Here is a 20,282-nt window from a genome sequence, read left to right as displayed (position 1 = left end):
CCGTGCCGTACGGGACCGATCAGGCCAGCAGGCCCGGGATCGTCGCCTCGTGCGCCTCGCGCAGCTCCGCGAGGGAGAGCGCGAACTCGCCCTGCACGTCCACAGCGTCGCCGTCGACGACACCGATCCGGGTCGCCGGCAGACCCCGCGCACCGCACATGTCGGTGAAGCGGAGCTCCTCGCTGCGCGGGACGGCGACGACCGCACGGCCCGCCGACTCGCTGAAGAGGAACGTGAAGGCGTCCAGGCCCTCCGGGACGACCAGGCGCGCGCCGTTCCCGCCGCGCAGGCAGGACTCGACGACCGCCTGGACGAGACCGCCGTCGGACAGGTCGTGCGCCGCGTCGATCATGCCGTCGCGGGACGCCGAGATCAGGATCTCGCCGAGCAGCTTCTCCCGGTCGAGGTCCACGGCCGGCGGCAGACCGCCGAGGTGCTGGTGGATCACCTCGGACCAGGCCGAGCCGCCGAACTCCTCGCGCGTGTCGCCGAGCAGGTAGAGGAGCTGGCCCTCTTCCGCGAAGGCGATCGGCGTACGGCGGTTGACGTCGTCGATCACACCGAGCACGGCCACGACCGGCGTCGGGTGGATCGCGGTCTCGCCCGTCTGGTTGTACAGGGAGACGTTGCCGCCGGTGACCGGGGTGCCGAGCTGGAGGCAGCCGTCCGCGAGACCACGGGTGGCCTCGGCGAACTGCCACATCACGGCCGGGTCCTCGGGCGAACCGAAGTTCAGGCAGTCCGAGATGGCGAGCGGCTTCGCACCGGACGCGGCGACGTTGCGGTACGCCTCCGCCAGCGCGAGCTGCGCGCCCGTGTACGGGTCGAGCTTCGCGTACCGGCCGTTGCCGTCGGTCGCCATGGCCACGCCGAGGTTGGTCTCCTCGTCGATGCGGACCATGCCCGCGTCCTCGGGCTGCGCCAGGACCGTGTTGCCCTGCACGAACCGGTCGTACTGGTCCGTGATCCAGGACTTCGAGGCCTGGTTCGGCGAGGACACGAGCTTGAGGACCTGGTCCTTCAGCTCGGCGCCGTCCTGCGGCCGGGGCAGCTTGCCGGCGTCGTCGGCCTGGAGCGCGTCCTGCCACTCCGGGCGCGCGAACGGCCGGTGGTAGACCGGGCCCTCGTGGGCGACCGTGCGCGGCGGCACGTCGACGATCTGCTCGCCGTGCCAGAAGATCTCCAGGCGCTCGCCGTCCGTCACCTCACCGATGACGACCGCGATGACGTCCCACTTCTCGCAGATCTCCAGGAAGCGGTCGACGTGCTCGGGCTCGACGATCGCGCACATGCGCTCCTGCGACTCGCTCATGAGGATCTCCTCGGGCGAGAGCGTGGCGTCGCGCAGGTGGACCTTCTCCAGGTCGACCCGCATGCCGCCGGAGCCCGCGGAGGCCAGCTCGGACGTGGCGCAGGAGAGCCCGGCGCCGCCGAGGTCCTGGATGCCCGCGACGAGCTTCTCCTTGAAGATCTCCAGGGTGCACTCGATGAGGAGCTTCTCCTGGAACGGGTCGCCGACCTGGACGGCGGGGCGCTTGGCGGGCTTGGTGTCGTCGAAGGTCTCGGACGCGAGGACCGAGACGCCGCCGATGCCGTCGCCGCCCGTGCGGGCGCCGTACAGGATGACCTTGTTGCCGGGGCCGGAGGCCTTGGCGAGGTGGATGTCCTCGTGCTTCATCACGCCGATGCAGCCGGCGTTGACGAGCGGGTTGCCCTGGTAGCAGGAGTCGAAGACGACCTCGCCACCGATGTTGGGCAGGCCGAGGCAGTTGCCGTAGCCGCCGATGCCGGCGACGACACCGGGCAGCACGCGCTTGGTGTCGGGGTGGTCGGCCGCGCCGAAGCGCAGCGGGTCGACGACCGCGACCGGGCGGGCACCCATGGCGAGGATGTCGCGGACGATGCCGCCGACGCCGGTGGCCGCGCCCTGGTAGGGCTCGATGTACGAGGGGTGGTTGTGCGACTCGACCTTGAAGGTGACCGCGTACCCCTGGCCGACGTCGACGACGCCGGCGTTCTCGCCGATGCCGACGAGCATGGCGTCGTTCTCGGGGACCTTCTCGCCGAACTGCTTCAGGTGGACCTTGCTGCTCTTGTAGGAGCAGTGCTCGGACCACATGACGGAGTACATGGCGAGCTCGGCGCCGGTGGGACGGCGGCCGAGGATCTCGCGGATGCGCGCGTACTCGTCCTCCTTGAGGCCGAGCTCCTTCCAGGGCTGCTCGCTGTCCGGCGTCTCGCTCGCGTGCTTGACGGTGTCGAGGCTCATCAGGCGTTGACCAGCTTCTTGAGGATCGAGGTGAAGAAACCGAGGCCGTCCGTCTTGCCGGTACCGATCAGCGGCTCGACGGCGTGCTCGGGGTGCGGCATGAGGCCGACCACGTTGCCCGCGGCGTTGGTGATGCCCGCGATGTCGCGCAGCGAGCCGTTGGGGTTGACGTCCAGGTAGCGGAAGGCGACCCGCCCCTCGGCCTCCAGCTCGTCGAGCGTGCGCTCGTCGGCGACGTACCGGCCGTCCATGTTCTTGAGCGGGACCTCGATCTCCTGGCCCTCGGTGTAGTCCGAGGTCCAGGCGGTCTCCGCGTTCTCCACCCGCAGCTTCTGGTCGCGGCAGATGAAGTGGAGGTGGTTGTTGCGGAGCATCGCGCCCGGCAGCAGGTGGGCCTCGGTGAGGATCTGGAAGCCGTTGCAGATGCCGAGGACGGGCATGCCCGCCTTCGCCTGCTCGATGATCGTCTCCATCACCGGCGAGAAGCGGGAGATGGCTCCGGCCCGCAGATAGTCGCCGTAGGAGAAGCCACCGGCCAGGACCACGGCGTCGACCTGCTTGAGGTCCTTGTCGCGGTGCCACAGCGAGACGGGCTCGGCGCCCGCGAGGCGGGCGGCACGCAGCGCGTCCTGGTCGTCGAGCGTTCCGGGGAACGTGACGACGCCGATGCGTGCGGTCACGACTCCACCTTCACGATGAAGTCTTCGATCACGGTGTTGGCAAGGAAGGTTTCGGCCATCTCATGGATGCGGGCGAGGGCGGCGTCATCGACCGGCCCCTCCACCTCCAGCTCGAAGCGCTTCCCCTGACGGACGTCGGCGATTCCGGCGAATCCCAGGCGGGGCAGTGCACGCTGCACCGCCTGCCCCTGAGGGTCGAGGATCTCCGGCTTGAGCATGACGTCGACTACGACGCGTGCCACTGGCACTCCCGGTGGTGTGTTGCGTGGGCGGTTCCCTCAGCGTACCTGCCTCCAAATTCTACGCGGGTAGAGATCTGAAGGATCCTACAAAAGCACGGTTCGGTGCGGCGTGGGTCACACGAACACCCGCCACGAGCCGCCCGCACACTCCCCCGAAAAATTCCAGTGAAATATTGCGGACCGCAATGCGCCGGGACACGCTGAAACAATTGGCAGGGCTTCACAATGCGACACCTGCCGCTGTACAAAGGAATCCAGAAGAAAGCAGCATTGTCCCGGCACAGCCGTACGGTCGGCATCGCAGCACGTCAGAGGCGCCACAAGCGCACTCTCGACCTCGACGGCCGCAGGAAAGGACCGATATCCGTGGCTCAGCGTGTGGTGGTCACTCTCTCCGACGACATCGACGGCGGAGAAGCTGCTGAAACGGTCGCGTTCGGCCTCGACGGGAAGATGTACGAGATCGACCTGAATGCTGCCAATGCAAAGAAACTCCGCAAGACCCTCGCGCCCTACCTCGCCGCAGGTCGCAAGCTCCCGGCCCGGGTGGCGGCCGGCCGGAGTCCCGCGGTCGAGTCGTACACCCGCACCGCCCTCGCCCCCGACCCGGCGGCGGTCCGCGCCTGGGCCCAGTCCAACAAGATGGACGTCCCCGCCCGCGGCCGGATCCCGAAGCGCGTCTACGAGGCCTTCCGCGCCGCGAGCTGAACCCGGGGCGGGAGCCGGGGCCGCGGGACCCGGGCACCCGCCGGGCCGCGGCGCCCCGGCGGGTGCCCGGGGAACCGATTTGCATCGCACCCCCACTGATCAGGTAGAGTCTGGATCACGCCGAGGGGCAAGGCCGAAAAGCCAAGTCCCCAGCAGCGTGCGGGTGTAGTTCAGTAGCAGAACATCCCCCTTCCAGGGGGAAGGCGCAGTGTGCAATTCCTGTCACCCGCTCTGCATCGCTCGACCGACCACGGTTGTGGATCAGGTAGAGTGGTGCTCGCACCGCCCGGTGAAAGCCGAGCGGCAGCAATGCGGACGTGGCTCAGTTGGTAGAGCATCACCTTGCCAAGGTGAGGGTCGCGAGTTCGAATCTCGTCGTCCGCTCAGGAATACGAAGGCCCCGGTTCTCAGGAACCGGGGCCTTCGTCGTGCCCGAGAAGCGTGTGAACGGGCCCACACGGGAATGTGTCACGAGCACCCCGGACGTTGGGTATATAGTTAGCAGCGCGCTACGGCGCATGCGGACGTGGCTCAGCTGGTAGAGCATCACCTTGCCAAGGTGAGGGTCGCGAGTTCGAATCTCGTCGTCCGCTCCACGAAGAAGCCCCCGGTCGAATCGACCGGGGGCTTTCTCGTCGTCCTACCAGGTGGTCCCGGTCAGCAGCTCGTACGCCTCGATGTACTTGGCGCGGGTCGCGTCCACGATCTCCTGCGGGAGCGCCGGCGGCGGCTGCTCGCTCTTGCGGTCCCAGCCCGAGGCCGGCGAGGTCAGCCAGTCCCGCACGAACTGCTTGTCGTACGAGGGCTGGGCGCGGCCCGGCTGCCACTGGTCGGCCGGCCAGAAGCGGGACGAGTCCGGGGTGAGGACCTCGTCGGCGAGGACGAGCCGGTCGCCGTCCGGGGTGCTCTCGAAGCCGAACTCGAACTTCGTGTCGGCGAGGATGATGCCCCGCTCGCGGGCGATGCCGCGGGCCCGCTCGTACACGTCGAGGGTCCGGCGGCGCAGCAGCGCGGCGGTCTCGGCGCCGACCTGGCGGGCGACCTCCTCGTACGACACGTTCTCGTCGTGGTCGCCGACCGCGGCCTTCGTCGCCGGGGTGAAGATCGGGGCGGGCAGCTCGGAGCCGTCGCTCAGGCCCTCGGGGAGCGCGAGGCCGCACACCGTACGGGACTCGTCGTACTCGACCAGACCCGAGCCGGTGAGGTAGCCGCGGGCGACGCACTCGACCGGCACCATGTTCAGCGACTTGCAGACGAGGGTGCGGCCCTCCCAGTCGGCGGGGGCGCCGGCCGGCAGCTCGGTGGAGATGACGTGGTTGGGGACCAGGTCGGCGAGCTTGTCGAACCACCACAGGGAGAGCCGGGTGAGCACCCGCCCCTTGTCGGGGATCTCGGTGGGAAGGACCCAGTCGTAGGCCGACATGCGGTCGCTCGCCACCATCACGAGGTCACCGGCCTCGTTCCGGTACAGGTCGCGGACCTTGCCCGTGTGGAGATGGGTGAGGCCCGGAACCTGGACGGGCTCGGGCTTTTCTACGAATCCGGACACGGTTCCTCCGCGTAGGTTGATCCAGGAGCGAGTCCGATTCTCTCGCACACGCGGACGGACGCGACCGTCGGGCCCTGCGACCCCCTGCTCAGTCCCTCTTACAGATCCGGTCCAGGAGGTTGGCGGTGGCGCGCTGGACCCGGGCGTCGACATGGCCCGGCCGGTCCAGCGCAGGCGACCAGGCGAACGTGCCGGACGCGAAGACCCAGGCGCCGGACGGGGCCCGGTAGAGGCTCGTCTCCTGGTGGCGGAGCACCCCCTCGCCGTCCCGGTAGGGCGAGTGGGCGAGCAGGATGCGGCCTTGGTGCTCGGGGAGCGCGGTGCGCGGGAAGTAGCGGTCGGCCTCGCCCGCCACCAGTCCGGGGAGCTCGTCGCCGTCACCGGCTCCGGTGGCGTCCCAGAGCCAGTGGTCGGCGTTCCGCACGACCAGCGGGTGCGGTTCGGGCACCCGGCCCGCGTACTGGATGCCGAGGAGCTGCTGCTCGGGCCGGTCGACCTCGCGCCAGAGCGCGGGCCGGCCGGGGCCGCGCCGCTTCCGGCAGGTCAGGAGGCGGTCCGGCACCCCGGACGGCGAGGGGCCCAACTCCACCTGCCAGTACATGGTGTTGGCGGAGAGGAAGACCAGCGACGTGCCCTGGTCGCGGGCGAGCTCGGCGGTCCTGCGCATCGGCGCCGACCAGTACTCGTCGTGGCCGGGGAAGACCAGGCCACGGTAGCGGCTCGGGTCGACCCGGCCCGCGTGCAGGTCGCGGGTCTCGGCGTACGCGAGGTCGTAGCCGTACCGCTCGGCCCAGCGGATGAAGTCGTACGCGTGCCCCACGTGCAGCGGCAGGCCCGCGCCCGCGTACGGGCGGTCGAAGGAGACCGTCACGGCCGCCTCCTCCTCGCCGAGCAGCCGGCCGTCCTCGTCCCAGGCGTGGTAGAGGCTGGCGCCCGTGTGCCCGTCCTCCGGGTAGAGGTTGTACGCCTGCCAGGTCACGTCCGGCAGGACGAGGAGCAGATCGGCCGGGTGGTTGTCGCGGACCGTGAAGGGGATGTGCGACCGGTAGCCGTCGGCGGTGGTGAGGACGGCCACGTACGCGCCGATCGACCAGTACGACGGGACCTGCAGCCGCCAGGACTGCCACCAGTGGTGGCAGGAGACCGTCCGGTCGGCGGTGAGCGGGGCCGGCTGGACGATCCCGGACAGGCGCGGGCTGGTGGTGATCTTCGCGGCGCCGTCGCCGCCGTAGTGCCCGATCCGGTAGACGTCGACCGAGAACTGCTGCGGCGGGTCCACCGTGACGTGGAAGTCGATCGACTCCCCCGGCGCCACGGCCCCGTCCGACGCGAAGCCCTTGATCTGGCGGCGTACGTCGTCGGCCGTGCGGGGGCCGCCGCTGCCGCCCCGGGCCAGGATCTCGTCCGCGTACCAGGGAACCATCTGGCCGGTGTCGTCGAAGTAGTTCTCCGAGCCGCGCAGCCAGGGCAGCGGACCCTGGCCGAAGGGATCGCTCACGGCGTGCGCGAGCGCGCCGGACTCCCACCGTCTGATCTGCTCCGCCCCCATGATCCGCCCCTCCCTCGACTCCCCCGGTCGGCTGGCCTGCTCGTCGGCTTGTCGGCTGGTCGGTGCCGCTGGTCCTTGCCTCTGTCAGTGACGGTCTCCAGCACATCACATAACGCACGCACTCCGTCACCGTTCGTCGTGAATTGACGAGAGTGGAAGCCGGGCCTCCGGGGCGGAGACCCGCCGGACGGGCTCGGAACCGGCGTACGGACGGGCTCGGACCGGGGCCGTACGGACGGGGTCGGAACCGGCGTACGGACCAGGTCGGACCAGGCGTACGGATCGGCTCGGAGCAGCCGTACGGACCTGGTCAGACCAGGCGTACGGGCTTCTCCGGACGCACCCCGGTACGGGCCAGCCACACGCTCAGCGGCTCCGGGTCGCCGTCCTCGACGAGGGCCAGGACACGGGGCCCGAGGTCCGCCGCCCGCTCCCCGCCGACGAGCAGGGCGGGGCCGTCCAGCCAGTCCAGGCCGGGCACGGCCTCCGCCGTGTCCACCGCCGCGCAGCAGACCATCGCGGTGACGTGGTCGGCCAGCAGGTCGCGTCCCGAACGGGGCGGCTGGAGCGGGAACAGCGGCAACGGCCCGTCGGGGCCGCTCACCGCCACCGACGCGGGGGCGGCCTTGCGGCCCTTCTCCGCCGCGCGCGCACGCTCGGCCGCCGCGGCGACCCGCGCCTCCCGCGCCGCCTCCTCGCGCACCAGCAGCGCGCTGAGCGCCGCGGCGAGCGCCTCGGCGGCGGGGTTCACGGGCTCGTCGTCGTCGAGTTGCCTCACGGTCTCGTCGTCGAATCGGCTCACGGGCTCGTCGTCGAATCGGCTCGCCGCCTCGTCATCGAGCCGGTCCACGGTCTCGTCGTCGAGCGGGAGGTCCGTCGCGTCCGTCCCCGGTGTCGTGGGGGCGGACTCCGGGGGCACGGCGCCGACGGGCCGTTCGATCGTCAGGTGGGCGATCACGCGGGTCAGGGTCGGACCGGCGGGGTCGGGGGCCGAGCCGGCCGCCGAGTCGGGGACGCCGAGACCGTCGAGGACCTGGTGCAGGCGGGCGGCGTCGGTGCGCCACTTCCGGTCGACGACCTCCTCCGGGTACTGGCTCCACTCGACCGGGGACCAGTCGGGGCCGGCCTCGGCCGGGCCGCCGTGGAAGAGCCGGGCGGCGAGCAGCGAGGTCGCCTCGTCGACCGCGCCCGGCTCCTCCAGGAGGTCGCAGGCAGGGCGCTCGCCGAGCCGGGAGGAGAAGCCCTCCGCGAGCCGGTCGCGGCGGGACAGCTCGGTCAGGGCGGAGACCACGCCCGCGTCGAGCTTGGCGGGCCAGCGGCCCATGCGCCAGGCGGGCAGCGCGACCCGGGTCAGGAGGCGGTCCCAGCCCGCGTACGCCAGGCCGACCTGCTCCTGGGCGACGATCCGTACGCCGTAGTCGACGGCCTGGGCGCGCTCCGAACCGGCGGCGGCGACCCCGCGCTCCATCTCGGCCGCGTACCCCCGGCAGGCGCGCAGCAGGACGCGGGCGATGCGCCCGACGCCCTGGGCGCCGAGCCTGCGCAGCGGGTCCAGGCCGGGCTCGCCGGGTACGGCCACGGCGGCGTCCAGGCCCCGGACGAAGCGGCGGGCCGCGGCTATGTCGGGGTGCGCGGCCGGACCCGTACCGGCCACGACGGGGGCGAGGACGGCGCGCAGCTCGGCGACGCGCATCCACCACAGGAACGGCGAACCTATGACGAGGACGGGAGCGCCGTCTCCGCCGGGCGCCGTCCGCAGCGCGCGGTGGGCCCGGTGCGTGCGGTCCTCCAACCAGCTGTCGCAGTCCGGCGTCAGGGCTATGCCGGCAGGCGCGGGGACGTCGAGCCGGTCGGCCAGGTCCCGGACGAGCCGGTACAGATCGGGGGCGGCGGTCTCGGCGAGCTCCACCGTCGGCGTCGCGGCCGGGCGGGCCCGGGCGACGACGAGGGCGACGGCCGTGGCGGCGAGGAGGACGACCACCGCGAGGACGGTCACGCCCCAGCGGGCCGTGTCCCAGGCCGCGCCGGTGAAGTGGCCGGTGACCCCGCCCGCGTACAGCACGACGGCCACCGCGGCGGGGAGCACCGCGAGGCCAAGGGCCCTGCCTCGGACACGGAGGACGGCGAGGGCCCGGGAGTGCGCGGCGCGCACACCCCACTCCTCGCCGACAACGGAACCGGTACCGGACACGCCGGACATCACCCCCTCCTGCCCTCGTCGGGACTGCCTGTGGCGGTGTTGCTCACTCCCCCACTGTGGCACCCGCCACCGACATCGCAATGCCGGTGGGCCAAGTGCCGGAACGCCTTCGCCGCACCCTAGTTGGGGCGCTGGCGGCAGTCATCCGTATGGCCGAGCCGTCACTCGATGGAATGGCTTTGGGCAAAGGTGATGGCACTTTTGTGGCCGTGTGGTTCACAGCTTCCGCACCACACGGCCACAAAAGGAATCGGACGAAGTCCGGCGGAATCAGCCCTCGGCGGCCTTCCGCGCGATGTCCGTGCGGTGCTGCGCACCGTCAAGCCGGATACGGCCGACCGCCGCGTACGCCCGCTCGCGGGCCTGCGCCAGGTCCGCGCCGGTCGCGGTGACTGAGAGGACGCGGCCGCCCGCGCTGACGACCTTGCCGCCGTCCAGCTTCGTGCCGGCGTGCAGCACGTACGCGTGCGGGGCGTCCTGCTCCGCGATCTCGGCGAGGCCCTCGATCGGGTCGCCGGTGCGCGGGGTGTCCGGGTAGTTGTGGGAGGCGACGACCACGGTGACCGCGGCGTCGTCGGCCCAGTTCAGCGGGGCCTGGTCGGCCAGCGTGCCGTTCGCGGAGTTCAGCAGGACACCGGCGAGCGGGGTCTTCAGACGGGCCAGGACCACCTGGGTCTCCGGGTCGCCGAAGCGCGCGTTGAACTCGATGACCCGGACACCACGACTGGTGATCGCCAGACCGGCGTACAGCAGACCGGAGAACGGCGTGCCGCGCCGGCGCAGCTCGTCGACCGTCGGCTGGAGGACGGTCGCGAGGACCTCCTCGACCAGCTTCGGGTCGGCCCAGGGCAGCGGCGAGTAGGCGCCCATGCCACCGGTGTTCGGGCCCTCGTCACCGTCGAGCGCGCGCTTGAAGTCCTGCGCGGGCTGGAGCGGGAGGACGGTGGTGCCGTCGGTGATCGCGAAGAGGGAGACCTCGGGGCCGTCGAGGAACTCCTCGATGACGACCCGGTCGCAGGCGAGCGCGTGCGCCCGGGCCTGCTCGACGTCCTCCGTGACCACGACGCCCTTGCCGGCGGCGAGACCGTCGTCCTTGACCACGTACGGAGCACCGAAGGCGTCGAGCGCCTCGTCGATCTCCTCCGGGGTCGTGCAGACGTAGCTGCGGGCGGTGGGCACGCCCGCGCCGGCCATGACGTCCTTGGCGAAGGCCTTGGAGCCCTCCAGGAGCGCCGCCTCCTTCGAGGGGCCGAAGACGGGGACGCCGGCCGCGCGGACGGCGTCGGCGACACCCGCGACGAGCGGGGCCTCCGGGCCGACGACGACCAGCTCGGCGCCGAGCTCGGTGGCGAGGCGCGCGACGGCTTCGCCGTCCAGCTGGTCGACGGGGTGCAGCTCGGCGACCTCCGCGATTCCGGCGTTGCCGGGCGCGCAGTGCAGAGCGGTGACGTCGGGATCGAGTGAGAGAGAGCGGCACAGGGCGTGTTCGCGGGCGCCGCCGCCGATGACGAGGACCTTCACGCCAGCCAGGGTAGCCCGCTGGCCGGGATGCCCCTTGTGCGGGCCACCGAGCGAGACGCCCCTACTCGTTCGTGTATTCCTCCACAACGGTGGCTCCGAGCTCGCGCACGATCAGGTCGTGCCCCGACAGCGCGGAGTCCACGAGGTCGGGATCGTCCTCCTCCGGCACGTCGTCCTCGGGCGCCACCGGCTGCGGCGCCGGCGGGCTGTACGCGGGCGCGGGAGCCGGTGCCGGCGCGGCCGCCTGCGGGAACGCCGCGGACGGGGCCGGCTGCGCCTGCGCGGGAGCCGGCGGCGCCTGCTGGAAGGCCGGAGCGGGCGCGGCGGGCCTGCCGCCCCCGAACCCTCCGGTCCCGCCGGAACCACCGAAACCGGTGGCGGCGGGCGGCGGCGAGGCACCGCCCGAGGGGTCGATGATCGCCTCGACCTTCCAGTTCACGTTGAACTGCTCGGCGAGGGCCTGCTTCAGGACCTCCTCGCTGCCGCTGCTCGCGAAGTTGTCGCGCGCCCCGGCATTCAGGAAGCCGAGCTGCAGCGTCGTCCCGTCGAAGCCCGCCACCTGCGCGTTCTGGCTGAGCAGGATCCACGTGAAACGACGCCGGTTCTTCACCGCGTCCAGGATCTGCGGCCACAGGTTCCGCACCTGCGCCGTGTCCCCGCCCCCTCCACCGGACGCCGGAGCCGGCTGCGCCTGCACGGGCGCGGCCGCGGCCGCGGCCGGAGCCGGAGCCTGCGCCGCCGGCGCGGCCTGACCGGACGCACCGGGCCAGGCACCGGGCGCACCGCTGCCGGGCGCGGCGGCCCCCGGCCACGCCCCGGGGCGCGCCGCGGGGGGCTGCGCCTGCACGGGAGCGGGCTGCGGGGCCTGCGGGAAGGCGGGCGCGGGCTGCGCCTGTACGGGATCCGCCTGCGCGGGTGCCGCCTGTACGGGGGCCGGGGCGGGCGGCGGCGGCGCCATCGGCGTGTGGGCCTCGGGACCGGGCACGTACCCCAGCGCGGCCGCCGGCGGTCCGGGCGTGAAGACGGGCGCGGGCGCGGCGGCGGCCCCGCGCTCCAGGCGGTCGAGCCTGGCCAGGAGCGAGCGCTCGTCGTCGAAGGCGGCGGGCAGCAGCACCCGCGCGCAGATCAGTTCCAGCTGGAGCCGGGGCGAGGTGGCGCCCCGCATCTCCGTCAGCCCCGTGTTGACCAGGTCGGCAGCCCGGCTCAGCTCGGCGGCCCCGAAGACCGACGCCTGGGCCTGCATGCGCTCGATCACGTCGGCGGGGGCGTCGATGAGCCCCTTCTCCGCCGCGTCCGGCACCGCCGCCAGGATCACCAGGTCCCGCAGCCGCTCCAGCAGGTCCGTGACGAACCTCCGCGGGTCGTTGCCCCCCTCGATGACCCGGTCGACCACCTCGAAGGCCGCGGCCCCGTCCCCGGAGGCGAACGAATCCACCACCGAGTCGAGCAGCGACCCGTCCGTGTAGCCCAGCAGCGACGTCGCCATGGCGTACGTCACACCGTCGTCGGCTGCCCCCGCGAGCAGCTGGTCCATCACCGACATCGAGTCACGCACCGACCCCTGGCCGGCCCGCACGACGAGCGGCAGCACCCCCTCCGCGACCGGAATGCCCTCCCGCCCGCACACCTCGCCCAGGTAGTCCCGCAGCGTCCCCGGCGGCACCAGCCGGAACGGGTAGTGGTGCGTCCGCGACCTGATCGTCCCGATGACCTTCTCGGGCTCCGTCGTCGCGAAGATGAACTTGAGGTGCTCCGGCGGCTCCTCGACCACCTTCAGGAGCGCGTTGAACCCCGCCGACGTGACCATGTGGGCCTCGTCGATGATGTAGATCTTGTACCGGCTCGACGCCGGCCCGAAGAACGCCTTCTCCCGCAGGTCACGCGCGTCGTCCACACCACCGTGCGACGCCGCGTCGATCTCGATCACGTCGATCGACCCCGGCCCGTTCCTCGCCAGGTCCCGGCACGACTGACACTCCCCGCACGGCGTCGGCGTCGGCCCCTGCTCGCAGTTCAGACACCGCGCCAGGATCCGCGCACTCGTCGTCTTCCCGCACCCGCGCGGCCCACTGAACAGGTACGCGTGATTGACCCTGTTGTTCCGCAGCGCCTGCTGCAACGGGTCAGTGACATGCTCCTGCCCGATGACCTCGGCGAAGGACTCGGGGCGATAGCGGCGGTAGAGCGCGAGAGACGACACAAGTACGAGGTTATAGGCGCCCACCGACAACCCGGGAAAACCCACCACCCCCGCCGGACCCGCCACCACGCACCGCCGGGTCCGCCCCTCGGACCCGCCGCCTGGCTCGGCCTCGCCGACTGCCCCGGGAACGCAAGCGCCCCCCACGCACCTGCCAGAGCCGACCTACCCTTGCTGCCTTCCGGCCCTGGGGGAGTTCAGTCAGATAGCACCGCGTGAGGGGCTCCGCCCAGCGTACCCGATCCCCAGAGCCCTCCGTGCCCCTCCCTCCCCCTATCTCTCCACCACCCTTCCCCCGCCCCTTCTCCCACCCTCTCCACCGATCCCGACCTCGATCCCACCCTCGACCCCTCCGCCGATCCCGGCCTCGATCCCACCCTCGGCCCCTCCACCGATCCCGGCCTCGATCCCACCCTCGACCCCTCAGCCGATCCCGGCCTCGATCTCGCCCCCGCCCCCTCCGCCGATCCCGGCCTCGATCCCGCCCCGGCGACCCTCGTACCGATCACGTTCGCGAGCACCCCTCAACGTCTTGTATTGTTTGCGGCGGAGGATTCGCCTAGAGGCCTAGGGCGCACGCTTGGAAAGCGTGTTGGGGGCAACCCCTCACGAGTTCGAATCTCGTATCCTCCGCCAGTGCCTCACCGGGCACGATGTCGAAGGGCCCCACCGTTCGCGGTGGGGCCCTTCGACGTTGCCGGGGTCATCGCCTGCCGATTACTCGACCTGGGGCAGGACCTGAGACAGGGCATGGGGGCCTGCTCAGTTGAGCGCGTCCGGTGCGTCAGGCGTCTCTGCCGTGGTCGACGCGTCCGGGGTGACCCATTCGACGAGCTGGACGACGATGCCGTTCGGGTCGGTGAGCTGGAAGAGGCGCTCACCCCAGGGTTCTTCGCGCAGCGGCATGGTGATGGGGGCGCCGGCCTCGGAGAGGCGCCGTTCCGCGGCCTCGATGCCGGAGACGGTGAGAGCGAGGATCAGGCCCGCCGCCTGCTGGTCGCGCTGCTCGGGCGGGAGCACTTCACTTCCCCGACGGAGCAGCACGATGTCGGCGGCGGCGTCACCGCGGCTCAGCGAGACGAAGCCGTCGGCGGCCATGGCGACCTCGTACCCCAAGTGCGTACGGAAGAAGTCGCGCGAAGCGTCCACGTCGGCGACGGTCAGGGACAGCGTGGAGGTGGTGACGTTCATGGCGGCTCCTGACGGGTGCGGGTGGGGATGGAGAGGAGAGGTGCCTTGCGGCTGCGTCGGCCCGGCGGGGGCGTGGCTGTCTATACGGACTCCTGGCGTACGTGGCGCGAGTGGCGCGCGTGAGGACGGACGGCACGGCAGCGTCGTCGCCCGTACATCCACTCAGGCGATTTTTGCTACGGACGTAAACTTAGCCCCGCCCACATCGCACCGTCAAGCATATTTTTACGACGAGAGTAAGATTCCCCCATGACTACCGAGATGGGGCTCCGTGAGTCCAAGAAGCAGGAGACCAGGCAGCTGATCTCCGACTGCGCCACCAAGCTCTTCATCGAGCAGGGCTTCGAGCCGACCACCATCGCCGAGATCGCCACCGCGGCCCGCGTCGCCAAGAAGACGGTCACCAACTACTTCCCCCGCAAAGAAGACCTGGCCCTCGACCACCACCAGGCGTTCACCCAGGGCCTGGCCCGAACCGTCGCCGAGCGCCGTCCCGACGAAACCCCGCTCGCCGCCCTCGGCCGCACCTTCCGCGCCGCCCTCCTCGCCCACGACCCCGTCGTCGGCTTCACCGGCCCCGCCTTCGCCCGCATGGTCGCCGACAGCCCCACCCTCACCGCCCGCCTGCGCGAACTGCACGACCTCCGCGAGGACGCACTCGCCAAGGCACTGGCAGACGCAGCGGCACCGACGGACACCGCACCGGAGGCCATCGCCCCCCGCGCCGCCGCCGCCCTCATCGCCGCCGCCGACCGCCTGCTGTTCCGGCGCATCCAGGAACTCACCCTCGCCGGCCACGACAACGACCACATCGAAGCCACCCTCCTCCCGGAGGCCGACCACCTCCGCACCCTCCTCGACGCCGCGCTCGCGACCCGATGAACACCGAAGGACCCCACCACGATTGATGGGGCCCCTCGGAACGCGAACGCCCCGCACGAACAGACAGCCGCCTCCGCCGCTACGCGGGGCAGCCTTCTTCTCATCCTCGAACCCCAACCCCCTCCCCGTCATGCCGAATACCCCTGTTCACCGGATCGGGGGGTCATGAGACGGAGGGACGTTACTGCGCGCATCCTTATGTAGTCATGCCGATACTTTCTGTGATGACCAGTCGGCACGATCAAACAGGGGTTATCGATGCGGAAGTTGGCTACTGCTGTGGTGGCTGCGGGGTTGTTCTTCGGGGGGATGGGGGTGGCGGTGGCCGACTCTGCACACGATTTGGTGATGCGGATGCCGGGGGTCGGCTTCGTCGGCACGTACCAGTGGCAGCCCACGACCAAGATTCCGAGCGGCCTGCACGTGAAGGGCACTCTGCGCGACGAGAACAAGGACGACGGCCACAACGTTTACCTCCGTATCAAGGTCGAGGGCTACGCATGGGGCCACCTGACGGGCGTCCAGAGGAAGCACCTCAAGGTGGACAAAGTGTTCTCCGACGGTGCGGTTCTCAAGACCAAGCAGGTGCGTATGCACGCGTGCATTGACCGCGGCTCGCTGCGGCCTGATTACTGCTCACCGGAGCGGCTGTTCTCGCGCAAGTAGTCATCGGTTCTGGGGAGCCGCCTCGCGCGGCTCCCCACCCCCAAGGAGCGCACCACGATGGACGTCATCCTCCGCGCCGAGGGCGTGGATCTCCTCTACGGCACCGAGCAAGCCGTACGGAACGCAGATTTCACACTCGAGCGCGGTGAAGTGGCCGCCATCATGGGGAGCAGCGGATCAGGTAAGTCATCGCTGCTGTACTGCCTCGCAGGAATTCTGCCACCGACCAGCGGGACCGTAACTTTCGACGGCATGCAACTCTCTTCGCTCCCGGATGGGGAGCTGAGTGCTTTACGACGCACACGCCTGGGCTTCGTCTTCCAGTACGGGGAGCTTCTGCCCGAGCTGACCGTGGAAGAGAACGCTGCCCTTCCCCTCCGGCTCGCCGGAATCAGTAAGACGCATGCCCATGCAATGGCCGGCCAGGTGCTGGGACGGCTCGGGATGGGCGATCTATTGCGACGCAGAACCTCAAAGCTGTCAGGCGGCCAGAGCCAGCGTGTAGCGGTGGCACGAGCTCTGGTCCATCGCCCTGACGTGGTGTTCGCGGATGAGCCGACCGGGGCCCTCGACAGCGCCAATGCCTCTGCCGTGCTGGAGGAGTTCCTTCAGCTCGCACGGAGGCAGAAGACAGCCGTGGTCATCGTCACGCACGATGCCGAAGTCGCCGCGAGGGCCGACACGCAGTACACAATGTCGGACGGTCTTCTGGCTCAGAGGGTGGCCGCATGAACCCGTTCATCCTCGGAATGCGGCTGCTGCGCGGCAGCGGGCGTCGAGGACGGGCCCGCTTCTTACTGATGACGCTTGGGGCGGCACTCGGAGTGGCGTGCCTGGCCGCAGTCCTCACGATCCCATCGATCCTTACCTCTCATGATGCACGTACAGCTGCGCGCGAGCCGAGTAAGGGAACAAGTGGCTTTCTATACCAGGAATTTCGGGATCCCTACGGGTCGCAGCCGCTTCATCGGGTTTTCGTCGCACGGAGAGGTGCAGGTCCTGCTCCAGTGCCCCCGGGCATCAAGCGGCTTCCTGCTGCTGGCGAAGCAGTGGTCTCTCCGAAGCTTGCTGAGATTTTGGCTGCCAATCCAAGCGCAGCGGGTCTCGTCCCCGGTCGCGTCACTGGCACCATTTCACCGGAGGGATTGGGCGACAGCGAAGATCTGTACGCCTATATCGGCACCACCCCTGATGAGCTGACTGAAGCAGGGGAGCTGGGTAGCTTCGGCACCAGTCGATCGTGGCGACAGATCGTCGAACCATCGACCATCAGCATCCTGCGCTTCACCCTCGGGTGCATCGTGCTGCTCCCCCTAGTCATCTTTCTCTCCGTCTGTGCGCGGCTCTCAGGGGAGTCGCGTGCGCGGCGGTTGGCGGCGCTTCGGCTGGTGGGCCTCAGTGTGAGGGACACGATGCGGGTCAATGCGGGGGAGAACGTGGTCGCCGCGTTTGTTGGTGCCGTTTTGGGGGTCGTGGGGTATCTCGGGGTCAATGAGGTGATGGCACGGGTCGGGCTTCCTGGGCTGCATTGGTATCCGAGTGACGGGCGGCCCGAGGCGTCGACGGTGGTCGTGTGTTTGTTGGGGTGTCCGGCGCTGGCGTGGGTGGTGGGGCATTTCGGTGCTCGGCGGGCTGCGTTGTCGCCGATCAGTGTGCGGAGGACGGGGGAGCGGAAGGCGCCGAGGAAGTTCGGGATGCTGCTTTTGGTGCCTGGGCTGGGGATTGTTGCGGGGTATTGCGTGGCCAGCGCGATGGGGCGGGATCCGTCGGGTGGGGCGGCGGGGTCGCTGTTGGTGCCTGGTGCTGTGTTGTTGACCGGTGCTGGGCTCGTTTTCGGGTTGGCGCCGGTGACCGCGTGGATTGCGCGGCGAGTGGCCGGGGTGGCGAGGTCGCTGCCGGTGGCGTTGGCGATGCGGCGGACGGAGGTGGATCCGGGGGCGTCGTTGCGGGTGGCGACGGGGCTCGTGCTGCTGGTGTTCGGGGCGGCGCTGACGCAGGGGGTGCTGATCGAGCTGGACCAGGTGAGTCGGCGGAGCGGGCCGCTTCAGGAGTACGACATTCAGCTGAAGGACCTCTCGCCGGCGCAGCGGGAGGCGCTGGTCGAGATTCCCGGGGTGCGGGCGGCGACGGTCTCGTACAGCTCGTGGAATCCGCTGGACGGGAGCGAAGTGGCGCGCGCCGACCTGGTGGTCGGCACGTGTGGGCAGCTCGCGGTTTACGCGCGGCAGGCTCGTGGCTGTGTGGACGGCCGTGTCATGCAGTTGCGGGACGAGAGCACGCCGTTCGAGTACGACCCGAAGGCGGGAGAGAAGTACCCCTTCGCGTTGAAGGACGGTCGGAAGGTTCTGATGACCGTGCCCGCCGAGCGGGTGTCGCTGCGGACATGGGGGGTGTCCGCTTTCAAGGCGGGCGCGCTTCTCGTACCTCCTTCGCTGGTTCCGTCAGGCCTGGCGGATTCGCACGGCACGCTCACGCTGCTCAGTGGTTCGGATCCTGAGACCGTGCGGGCGGTGCTTGATGGGATCGGGGGGGTTGCGCCTACGGCTGTGGTGGATCCGGTGGGGATTGTGATCGATTCGATGGCGCAGTTGAGGGTGATTCGGAGTTTGTTGGTGGTGGGGATGGTGTTGGGGCTGGTCATCGGGGTGGCGGCGTTTGTGGTGGCGGTGGCGGATCGGGGGATGGAGAGGCGGGGGGAGGTGGCGGCGTTGGTGTTGTTGGGGGCGAGGGCGGGGACGTTGAAGGTGGTGCAGGTGGTGCAGGTGGTGGTGCCGCTGGGTGTGGGGCTGGGTGCGGCGGTGGTGGCGGGGTGGTTGGCGGAGTCGAGCTATCTGATTACGGGGGGTGGAGCGGTGCATTGGGACTGGGAGGGGTTGCCGGTTCTGGTGGGGTGTGCGCTGGTCGTGATGGTGGTGGCGGGGGTGGCGTCGGTGCCGATGGTGCGGAGGCATGTGGAGCCGGAGCAGATTCGGCGGGACTGAGGGGCCGGGAGCGATGAGTTCGGGGTGGGACGGCGGTCTGAGAAGTAGGTGACCGTCCGAGGATGAGGAGAGCGTCGTGGCCGAGAACGTCGTGAAGGGGCCTGCGAGCTACTTTCCGTCGATCGAGAAGAAGTACGGGAGGCCGATCGAGGAGTGGAAGGAGCTGATCAGGACGTCGCCGCTGGAGAAGCACATGGAGTTGGTGACGTGGTTGAAGGCGGAGCACGGTATGGGCCACGGGCACGCGAACGCGCTGGTGGCCCACACGTTGGCCGAGGGGAAGTAGCGGGGCGGGGGCTCGTCACGCGGCCAGGGTGTGGGTGGTGCGGCGGGTGACGCGGGAAGTGAGGGCGAGGGTGGCGGCCATGCCGGCGACGACGGCCGGGCCGAGGAGGTTGTCCGCGCCGAGGACGTACGAGGTGTCGGTGCCGGTCACTCCGCGCGAGGCGAGGAAGAAGACCAGGAACGGGGTGACGAGGTAGCCGAGGCGGTTGATGATCGTGCCGGCGAAGAGCGTCCAGACGACGGGCGGGAGGCCGCGGAAGGAGGAGGGCATGGGAGGAGGCTGCGCCTCGGATCCCGGGCGCCTCCAATGATTGAGCTGGAGCCGAATCCATTCGGGACGGCCGGGGGGGCCGTGTGAGTTCGGGGATGTGGACGTATGGAATCCGGGCTCAGTTTCTCCGCCGCCGACCTCGCGCAGACCCGCTTCGCCGTCTCCCCCATGGGGAGGTCGTCACCAGTTTCCGCATCCTCGTCCGGCAGCCCGACACCGCCCCGCACCGGCGGTGGGTCGCCCAGGTCCGGCCGCGGATCGCGCGGGCGGGCCTCGACCGCGGGTGGCTCGACGCGCTCGTCCCCGGCCACGGCTACCTGGCCGACTTCCTCACCCCGACCCCCGCCGGCCCCTTCCCCACCCTGGAGTCCGAGCTCGACGCGATCCGCCGCACTCCGGCCGGCCAGGTCCGCCACGACCTCGACGTGCTGGCGCGCGAGGTGAGCGACCCGCGCGGGAACCCCCGGACGCGGCTGCTCCGGGAGGTGCCCGAGGACGCGTTGGGCAAGGTCGCCGACGAGATCGAGTCGTACGGGGAGATCGCCCTCGCCCCCTACTGGGCCCGGATCCAGAAGGTCCTGGAGGCCGACGTCTTCCATCGGGCCCGGCAGGTCGCCGAGCACGGTTCGGCGCGGGTGCTGAGCGAGCTGCACGAGACGGTGCGGTGGGACGACGGCACGCTGCGACTGGTACGCCGCCACTGCTCGCTCACCCGCGACCAGGCCGGCTCCGGGCTGCTGCTCATCCCGTCCGTCTTCGCCTGGCCCCGGGTCCTCACCCGGTCCGTCCACCCCGATCCGCCCCAACTCGCCTACCCCGCGCGGGGCATCGGAACCGTCTGGGCACCCCGTACCACCGACGCCACGGACGCCGTCGCCGCCGTCCTCGGGCGCTCGCGGACCCTGCTGCTCACCGAGCTCGACGACCCAGCTCGCCACCCACCGCGGTCTCTCCGCCGCGGGCGTGTCCCAGCACCTCATCGCCCTGCGGAACGCCGGCCTGGTCACCGCCCACCGCAGCGGGCGTTCCGTGCTGTACGCCCGTACCGCCGTCGCCGACCAACTCCTCAACCCGTAGGGGAAGATGCC

The 20,282-nt window shown here is 70.6% G+C and carries 17 protein-coding genes, 4 tRNA genes, 1 other RNA gene and 1 pseudogene; 12 read left to right on the top strand and 11 right to left on the bottom strand.

Translation table 11 applies throughout. From position 1 onward, the window contains the following. Positions 1-19: 19 nt before the first annotated feature. The 3 genes from purL to purS are packed head-to-tail and all read right to left on the bottom strand — an operon-like array spanning position 20 to position 3,191. Positions 20-2,269 (bottom strand): phosphoribosylformylglycinamidine synthase subunit PurL, encoded by a 2,250-nt coding sequence (gene purL / locus ACIQFX_RS03210; RefSeq protein WP_402458381.1) that lies wholly within the window; start codon positions 2,267-2,269, stop codon positions 20-22. Continuing rightward, positions 2,269-2,949, bottom strand: a complete 681-nt coding sequence (gene purQ, locus ACIQFX_RS03205; protein ID WP_365225469.1) for a phosphoribosylformylglycinamidine synthase subunit PurQ — start codon at positions 2,947-2,949, stop codon at positions 2,269-2,271. The genes purL and purQ overlap by 1 nt, the downstream gene beginning before the upstream one ends. After that, complete coding sequence (purS, locus tag ACIQFX_RS03200; RefSeq protein WP_017240564.1) at positions 2,946-3,191, bottom strand: phosphoribosylformylglycinamidine synthase subunit PurS; 246 nt, start codon at positions 3,189-3,191, stop codon at positions 2,946-2,948. Before purS ends, purQ begins: the two co-directional genes overlap by 4 nt. A 366-nt stretch (positions 3,192-3,557) precedes the next feature. On the opposite strand from purS, the gene ACIQFX_RS03195 reads away from it, so the two are divergent. The 4 genes from ACIQFX_RS03195 to ACIQFX_RS03180 all read left to right on the top strand — a co-directional run bounded on the left by ACIQFX_RS03195 (position 3,558) and on the right by ACIQFX_RS03180 (position 4,495). Next, positions 3,558-3,899: an Lsr2 family protein gene (locus tag ACIQFX_RS03195; protein ID WP_402458377.1), complete on the top strand. Its 342-nt coding sequence runs from the start codon at positions 3,558-3,560 to the stop codon at positions 3,897-3,899. A gap of 159 nt (positions 3,900-4,058) precedes the next feature. Beyond that, positions 4,059-4,130 (top strand) — tRNA-Gly (locus ACIQFX_RS03190). An 80-nt stretch (positions 4,131-4,210) separates the two neighbouring features. After that, a tRNA-Gly gene (locus ACIQFX_RS03185) sits at positions 4,211-4,283 on the top strand. A 136-nt stretch (positions 4,284-4,419) separates the two neighbouring features. Continuing rightward, positions 4,420-4,495: transfer RNA gene (locus tag ACIQFX_RS03180), tRNA-Gly, on the top strand. Between the two features lie 44 nt (positions 4,496-4,539). On the opposite strand, the gene ACIQFX_RS03175 is transcribed toward ACIQFX_RS03180, so the two are convergent. The 6 genes from ACIQFX_RS03175 to ffs form a co-directional block, all read right to left on the bottom strand. Next, positions 4,540-5,448, bottom strand: a complete 909-nt coding sequence (locus tag ACIQFX_RS03175; protein WP_402458375.1) for a phosphoribosylaminoimidazolesuccinocarboxamide synthase — start codon at positions 5,446-5,448, stop codon at positions 4,540-4,542. Positions 5,449-5,536: 88 nt separating this feature from the next. Beyond that, complete coding sequence (locus tag ACIQFX_RS03170; RefSeq protein WP_402458372.1) at positions 5,537-6,997, bottom strand: N,N-dimethylformamidase beta subunit family domain-containing protein; 1,461 nt, start codon at positions 6,995-6,997, stop codon at positions 5,537-5,539. A gap of 310 nt (positions 6,998-7,307) precedes the next feature. Then, positions 7,308-9,197, bottom strand: a complete 1,890-nt coding sequence (locus ACIQFX_RS03165) for a hypothetical protein (protein WP_402458370.1) — start codon at positions 9,195-9,197, stop codon at positions 7,308-7,310. A gap of 270 nt (positions 9,198-9,467) precedes the next feature. Beyond that, positions 9,468-10,718, bottom strand: a complete 1,251-nt coding sequence (gene purD / locus ACIQFX_RS03160; protein ID WP_402458368.1) for a phosphoribosylamine--glycine ligase — start codon at positions 10,716-10,718, stop codon at positions 9,468-9,470. 61 nt (positions 10,719-10,779) lie between these two features. Next, on the bottom strand, positions 10,780-12,918 hold the full coding sequence (locus ACIQFX_RS03155; protein ID WP_402458365.1) for a DNA polymerase III subunit gamma and tau: 2,139 nt from the start codon (positions 12,916-12,918) through the stop codon (positions 10,780-10,782). A 129-nt stretch (positions 12,919-13,047) separates the two neighbouring features. After that, positions 13,048-13,146, bottom strand: an RNA gene (ffs, locus tag ACIQFX_RS03150) — signal recognition particle sRNA small type. A gap of 320 nt (positions 13,147-13,466) precedes the next feature. Here ffs and ACIQFX_RS03145 point away from each other — a divergent pair. Continuing rightward, positions 13,467-13,554, top strand: a tRNA-Ser gene (locus ACIQFX_RS03145). Positions 13,555-13,680: 126 nt separating this feature from the next. On the opposite strand, the gene ACIQFX_RS03140 is transcribed toward ACIQFX_RS03145, so the two are convergent. Then, positions 13,681-14,109, bottom strand: coding sequence for a VOC family protein (locus tag ACIQFX_RS03140; protein ID WP_402458363.1), 429 nt, complete (start codon positions 14,107-14,109; stop codon positions 13,681-13,683). Positions 14,110-14,370: 261 nt separating this feature from the next. Between ACIQFX_RS03140 and ACIQFX_RS03135 the strand changes: the two genes are divergently transcribed. From ACIQFX_RS03135 to ACIQFX_RS03115, 5 genes are all read left to right on the top strand, one after another. Beyond that, complete coding sequence (locus ACIQFX_RS03135) at positions 14,371-14,991, top strand: TetR/AcrR family transcriptional regulator (RefSeq protein ID WP_402458589.1); 621 nt, start codon at positions 14,371-14,373, stop codon at positions 14,989-14,991. Positions 14,992-15,249: 258 nt separating this feature from the next. Further along, a complete protein-coding gene (locus ACIQFX_RS03130) occupies positions 15,250-15,657 on the top strand; it encodes a hypothetical protein (protein ID WP_402458360.1) in 408 nt (135 codons plus the stop codon). Between the two features lie 57 nt (positions 15,658-15,714). Beyond that, positions 15,715-16,389 (top strand): ABC transporter ATP-binding protein, encoded by a 675-nt coding sequence (locus tag ACIQFX_RS03125; RefSeq protein ID WP_402458358.1) that lies wholly within the window; start codon positions 15,715-15,717, stop codon positions 16,387-16,389. Continuing rightward, positions 16,386-18,638: an FtsX-like permease family protein gene (locus tag ACIQFX_RS03120; RefSeq protein WP_402458355.1), complete on the top strand. Its 2,253-nt coding sequence runs from the start codon at positions 16,386-16,388 to the stop codon at positions 18,636-18,638. The genes ACIQFX_RS03125 and ACIQFX_RS03120 overlap by 4 nt, the downstream gene beginning before the upstream one ends. A gap of 76 nt (positions 18,639-18,714) precedes the next feature. Beyond that, entirely contained in the window at positions 18,715-18,924 is a 210-nt protein-coding gene (locus ACIQFX_RS03115; protein ID WP_402458353.1) for a DUF4287 domain-containing protein, read from the top strand. 15 nt (positions 18,925-18,939) lie between these two features. Here ACIQFX_RS03115 and ACIQFX_RS03110 read toward each other — a convergent pair whose 3' ends face one another. Then, complete coding sequence (locus ACIQFX_RS03110) at positions 18,940-19,194, bottom strand: hypothetical protein (protein WP_402458350.1); 255 nt, start codon at positions 19,192-19,194, stop codon at positions 18,940-18,942. Between the two features lie 95 nt (positions 19,195-19,289). Between ACIQFX_RS03110 and ACIQFX_RS03105 the strand changes: the two are divergent. Together ACIQFX_RS03105 and ACIQFX_RS03100 are read left to right on the top strand one after the other, a co-directional pair. Beyond that, positions 19,290-19,958, top strand: a pseudogene (locus ACIQFX_RS03105) (hypothetical protein); the annotation flags it as partial. Between the two features lie 31 nt (positions 19,959-19,989). After that, on the top strand, positions 19,990-20,271 hold the full coding sequence (locus ACIQFX_RS03100; protein ID WP_402458587.1) for an ArsR/SmtB family transcription factor: 282 nt from the start codon (positions 19,990-19,992) through the stop codon (positions 20,269-20,271). Positions 20,272-20,282 lie beyond the last annotated feature (11 nt).

This window comes from Streptomyces sp. NPDC093089, from assembly GCF_044754405.1.
Taxonomy (GTDB): Bacteria; Actinomycetota; Actinomycetes; order Streptomycetales; family Streptomycetaceae; genus Streptomyces.
This window is presented reverse-complemented; position numbering and strand designations above follow the sequence as displayed.

What these genes read in the sequence shown, in the direction of transcription:
- purL (WP_402458381.1), bottom strand. Translation starts at nt 2,269, where the DNA reads ATGAGCCTCGACACCGTCAAGCACGCGAGCGAGACGCCGGACAGCGAG.
- ACIQFX_RS03170 (WP_402458372.1), bottom strand. Translation starts at nt 6,997, where the DNA reads ATGGGGGCGGAGCAGATCAGACGGTGGGAGTCCGGCGCGCTCGCGCAC.
- ACIQFX_RS03165 (WP_402458370.1), bottom strand. Translation starts at nt 9,197, where the DNA reads ATGTCCGGCGTGTCCGGTACCGGTTCCGTTGTCGGCGAGGAGTGGGGT.
- ACIQFX_RS03140 (WP_402458363.1), bottom strand. Translation starts at nt 14,109, where the DNA reads ATGAACGTCACCACCTCCACGCTGTCCCTGACCGTCGCCGACGTGGAC.
- ACIQFX_RS03135 (WP_402458589.1), top strand. Translation starts at nt 14,371, where the DNA reads ATGGGGCTCCGTGAGTCCAAGAAGCAGGAGACCAGGCAGCTGATCTCC.
- ACIQFX_RS03130 (WP_402458360.1), top strand. Translation starts at nt 15,250, where the DNA reads ATGCGGAAGTTGGCTACTGCTGTGGTGGCTGCGGGGTTGTTCTTCGGG.
- ACIQFX_RS03125 (WP_402458358.1), top strand. Translation starts at nt 15,715, where the DNA reads ATGGACGTCATCCTCCGCGCCGAGGGCGTGGATCTCCTCTACGGCACC.
- ACIQFX_RS03120 (WP_402458355.1), top strand. Translation starts at nt 16,386, where the DNA reads ATGAACCCGTTCATCCTCGGAATGCGGCTGCTGCGCGGCAGCGGGCGT.
- ACIQFX_RS03110 (WP_402458350.1), bottom strand. Translation starts at nt 19,194, where the DNA reads ATGCCCTCCTCCTTCCGCGGCCTCCCGCCCGTCGTCTGGACGCTCTTC.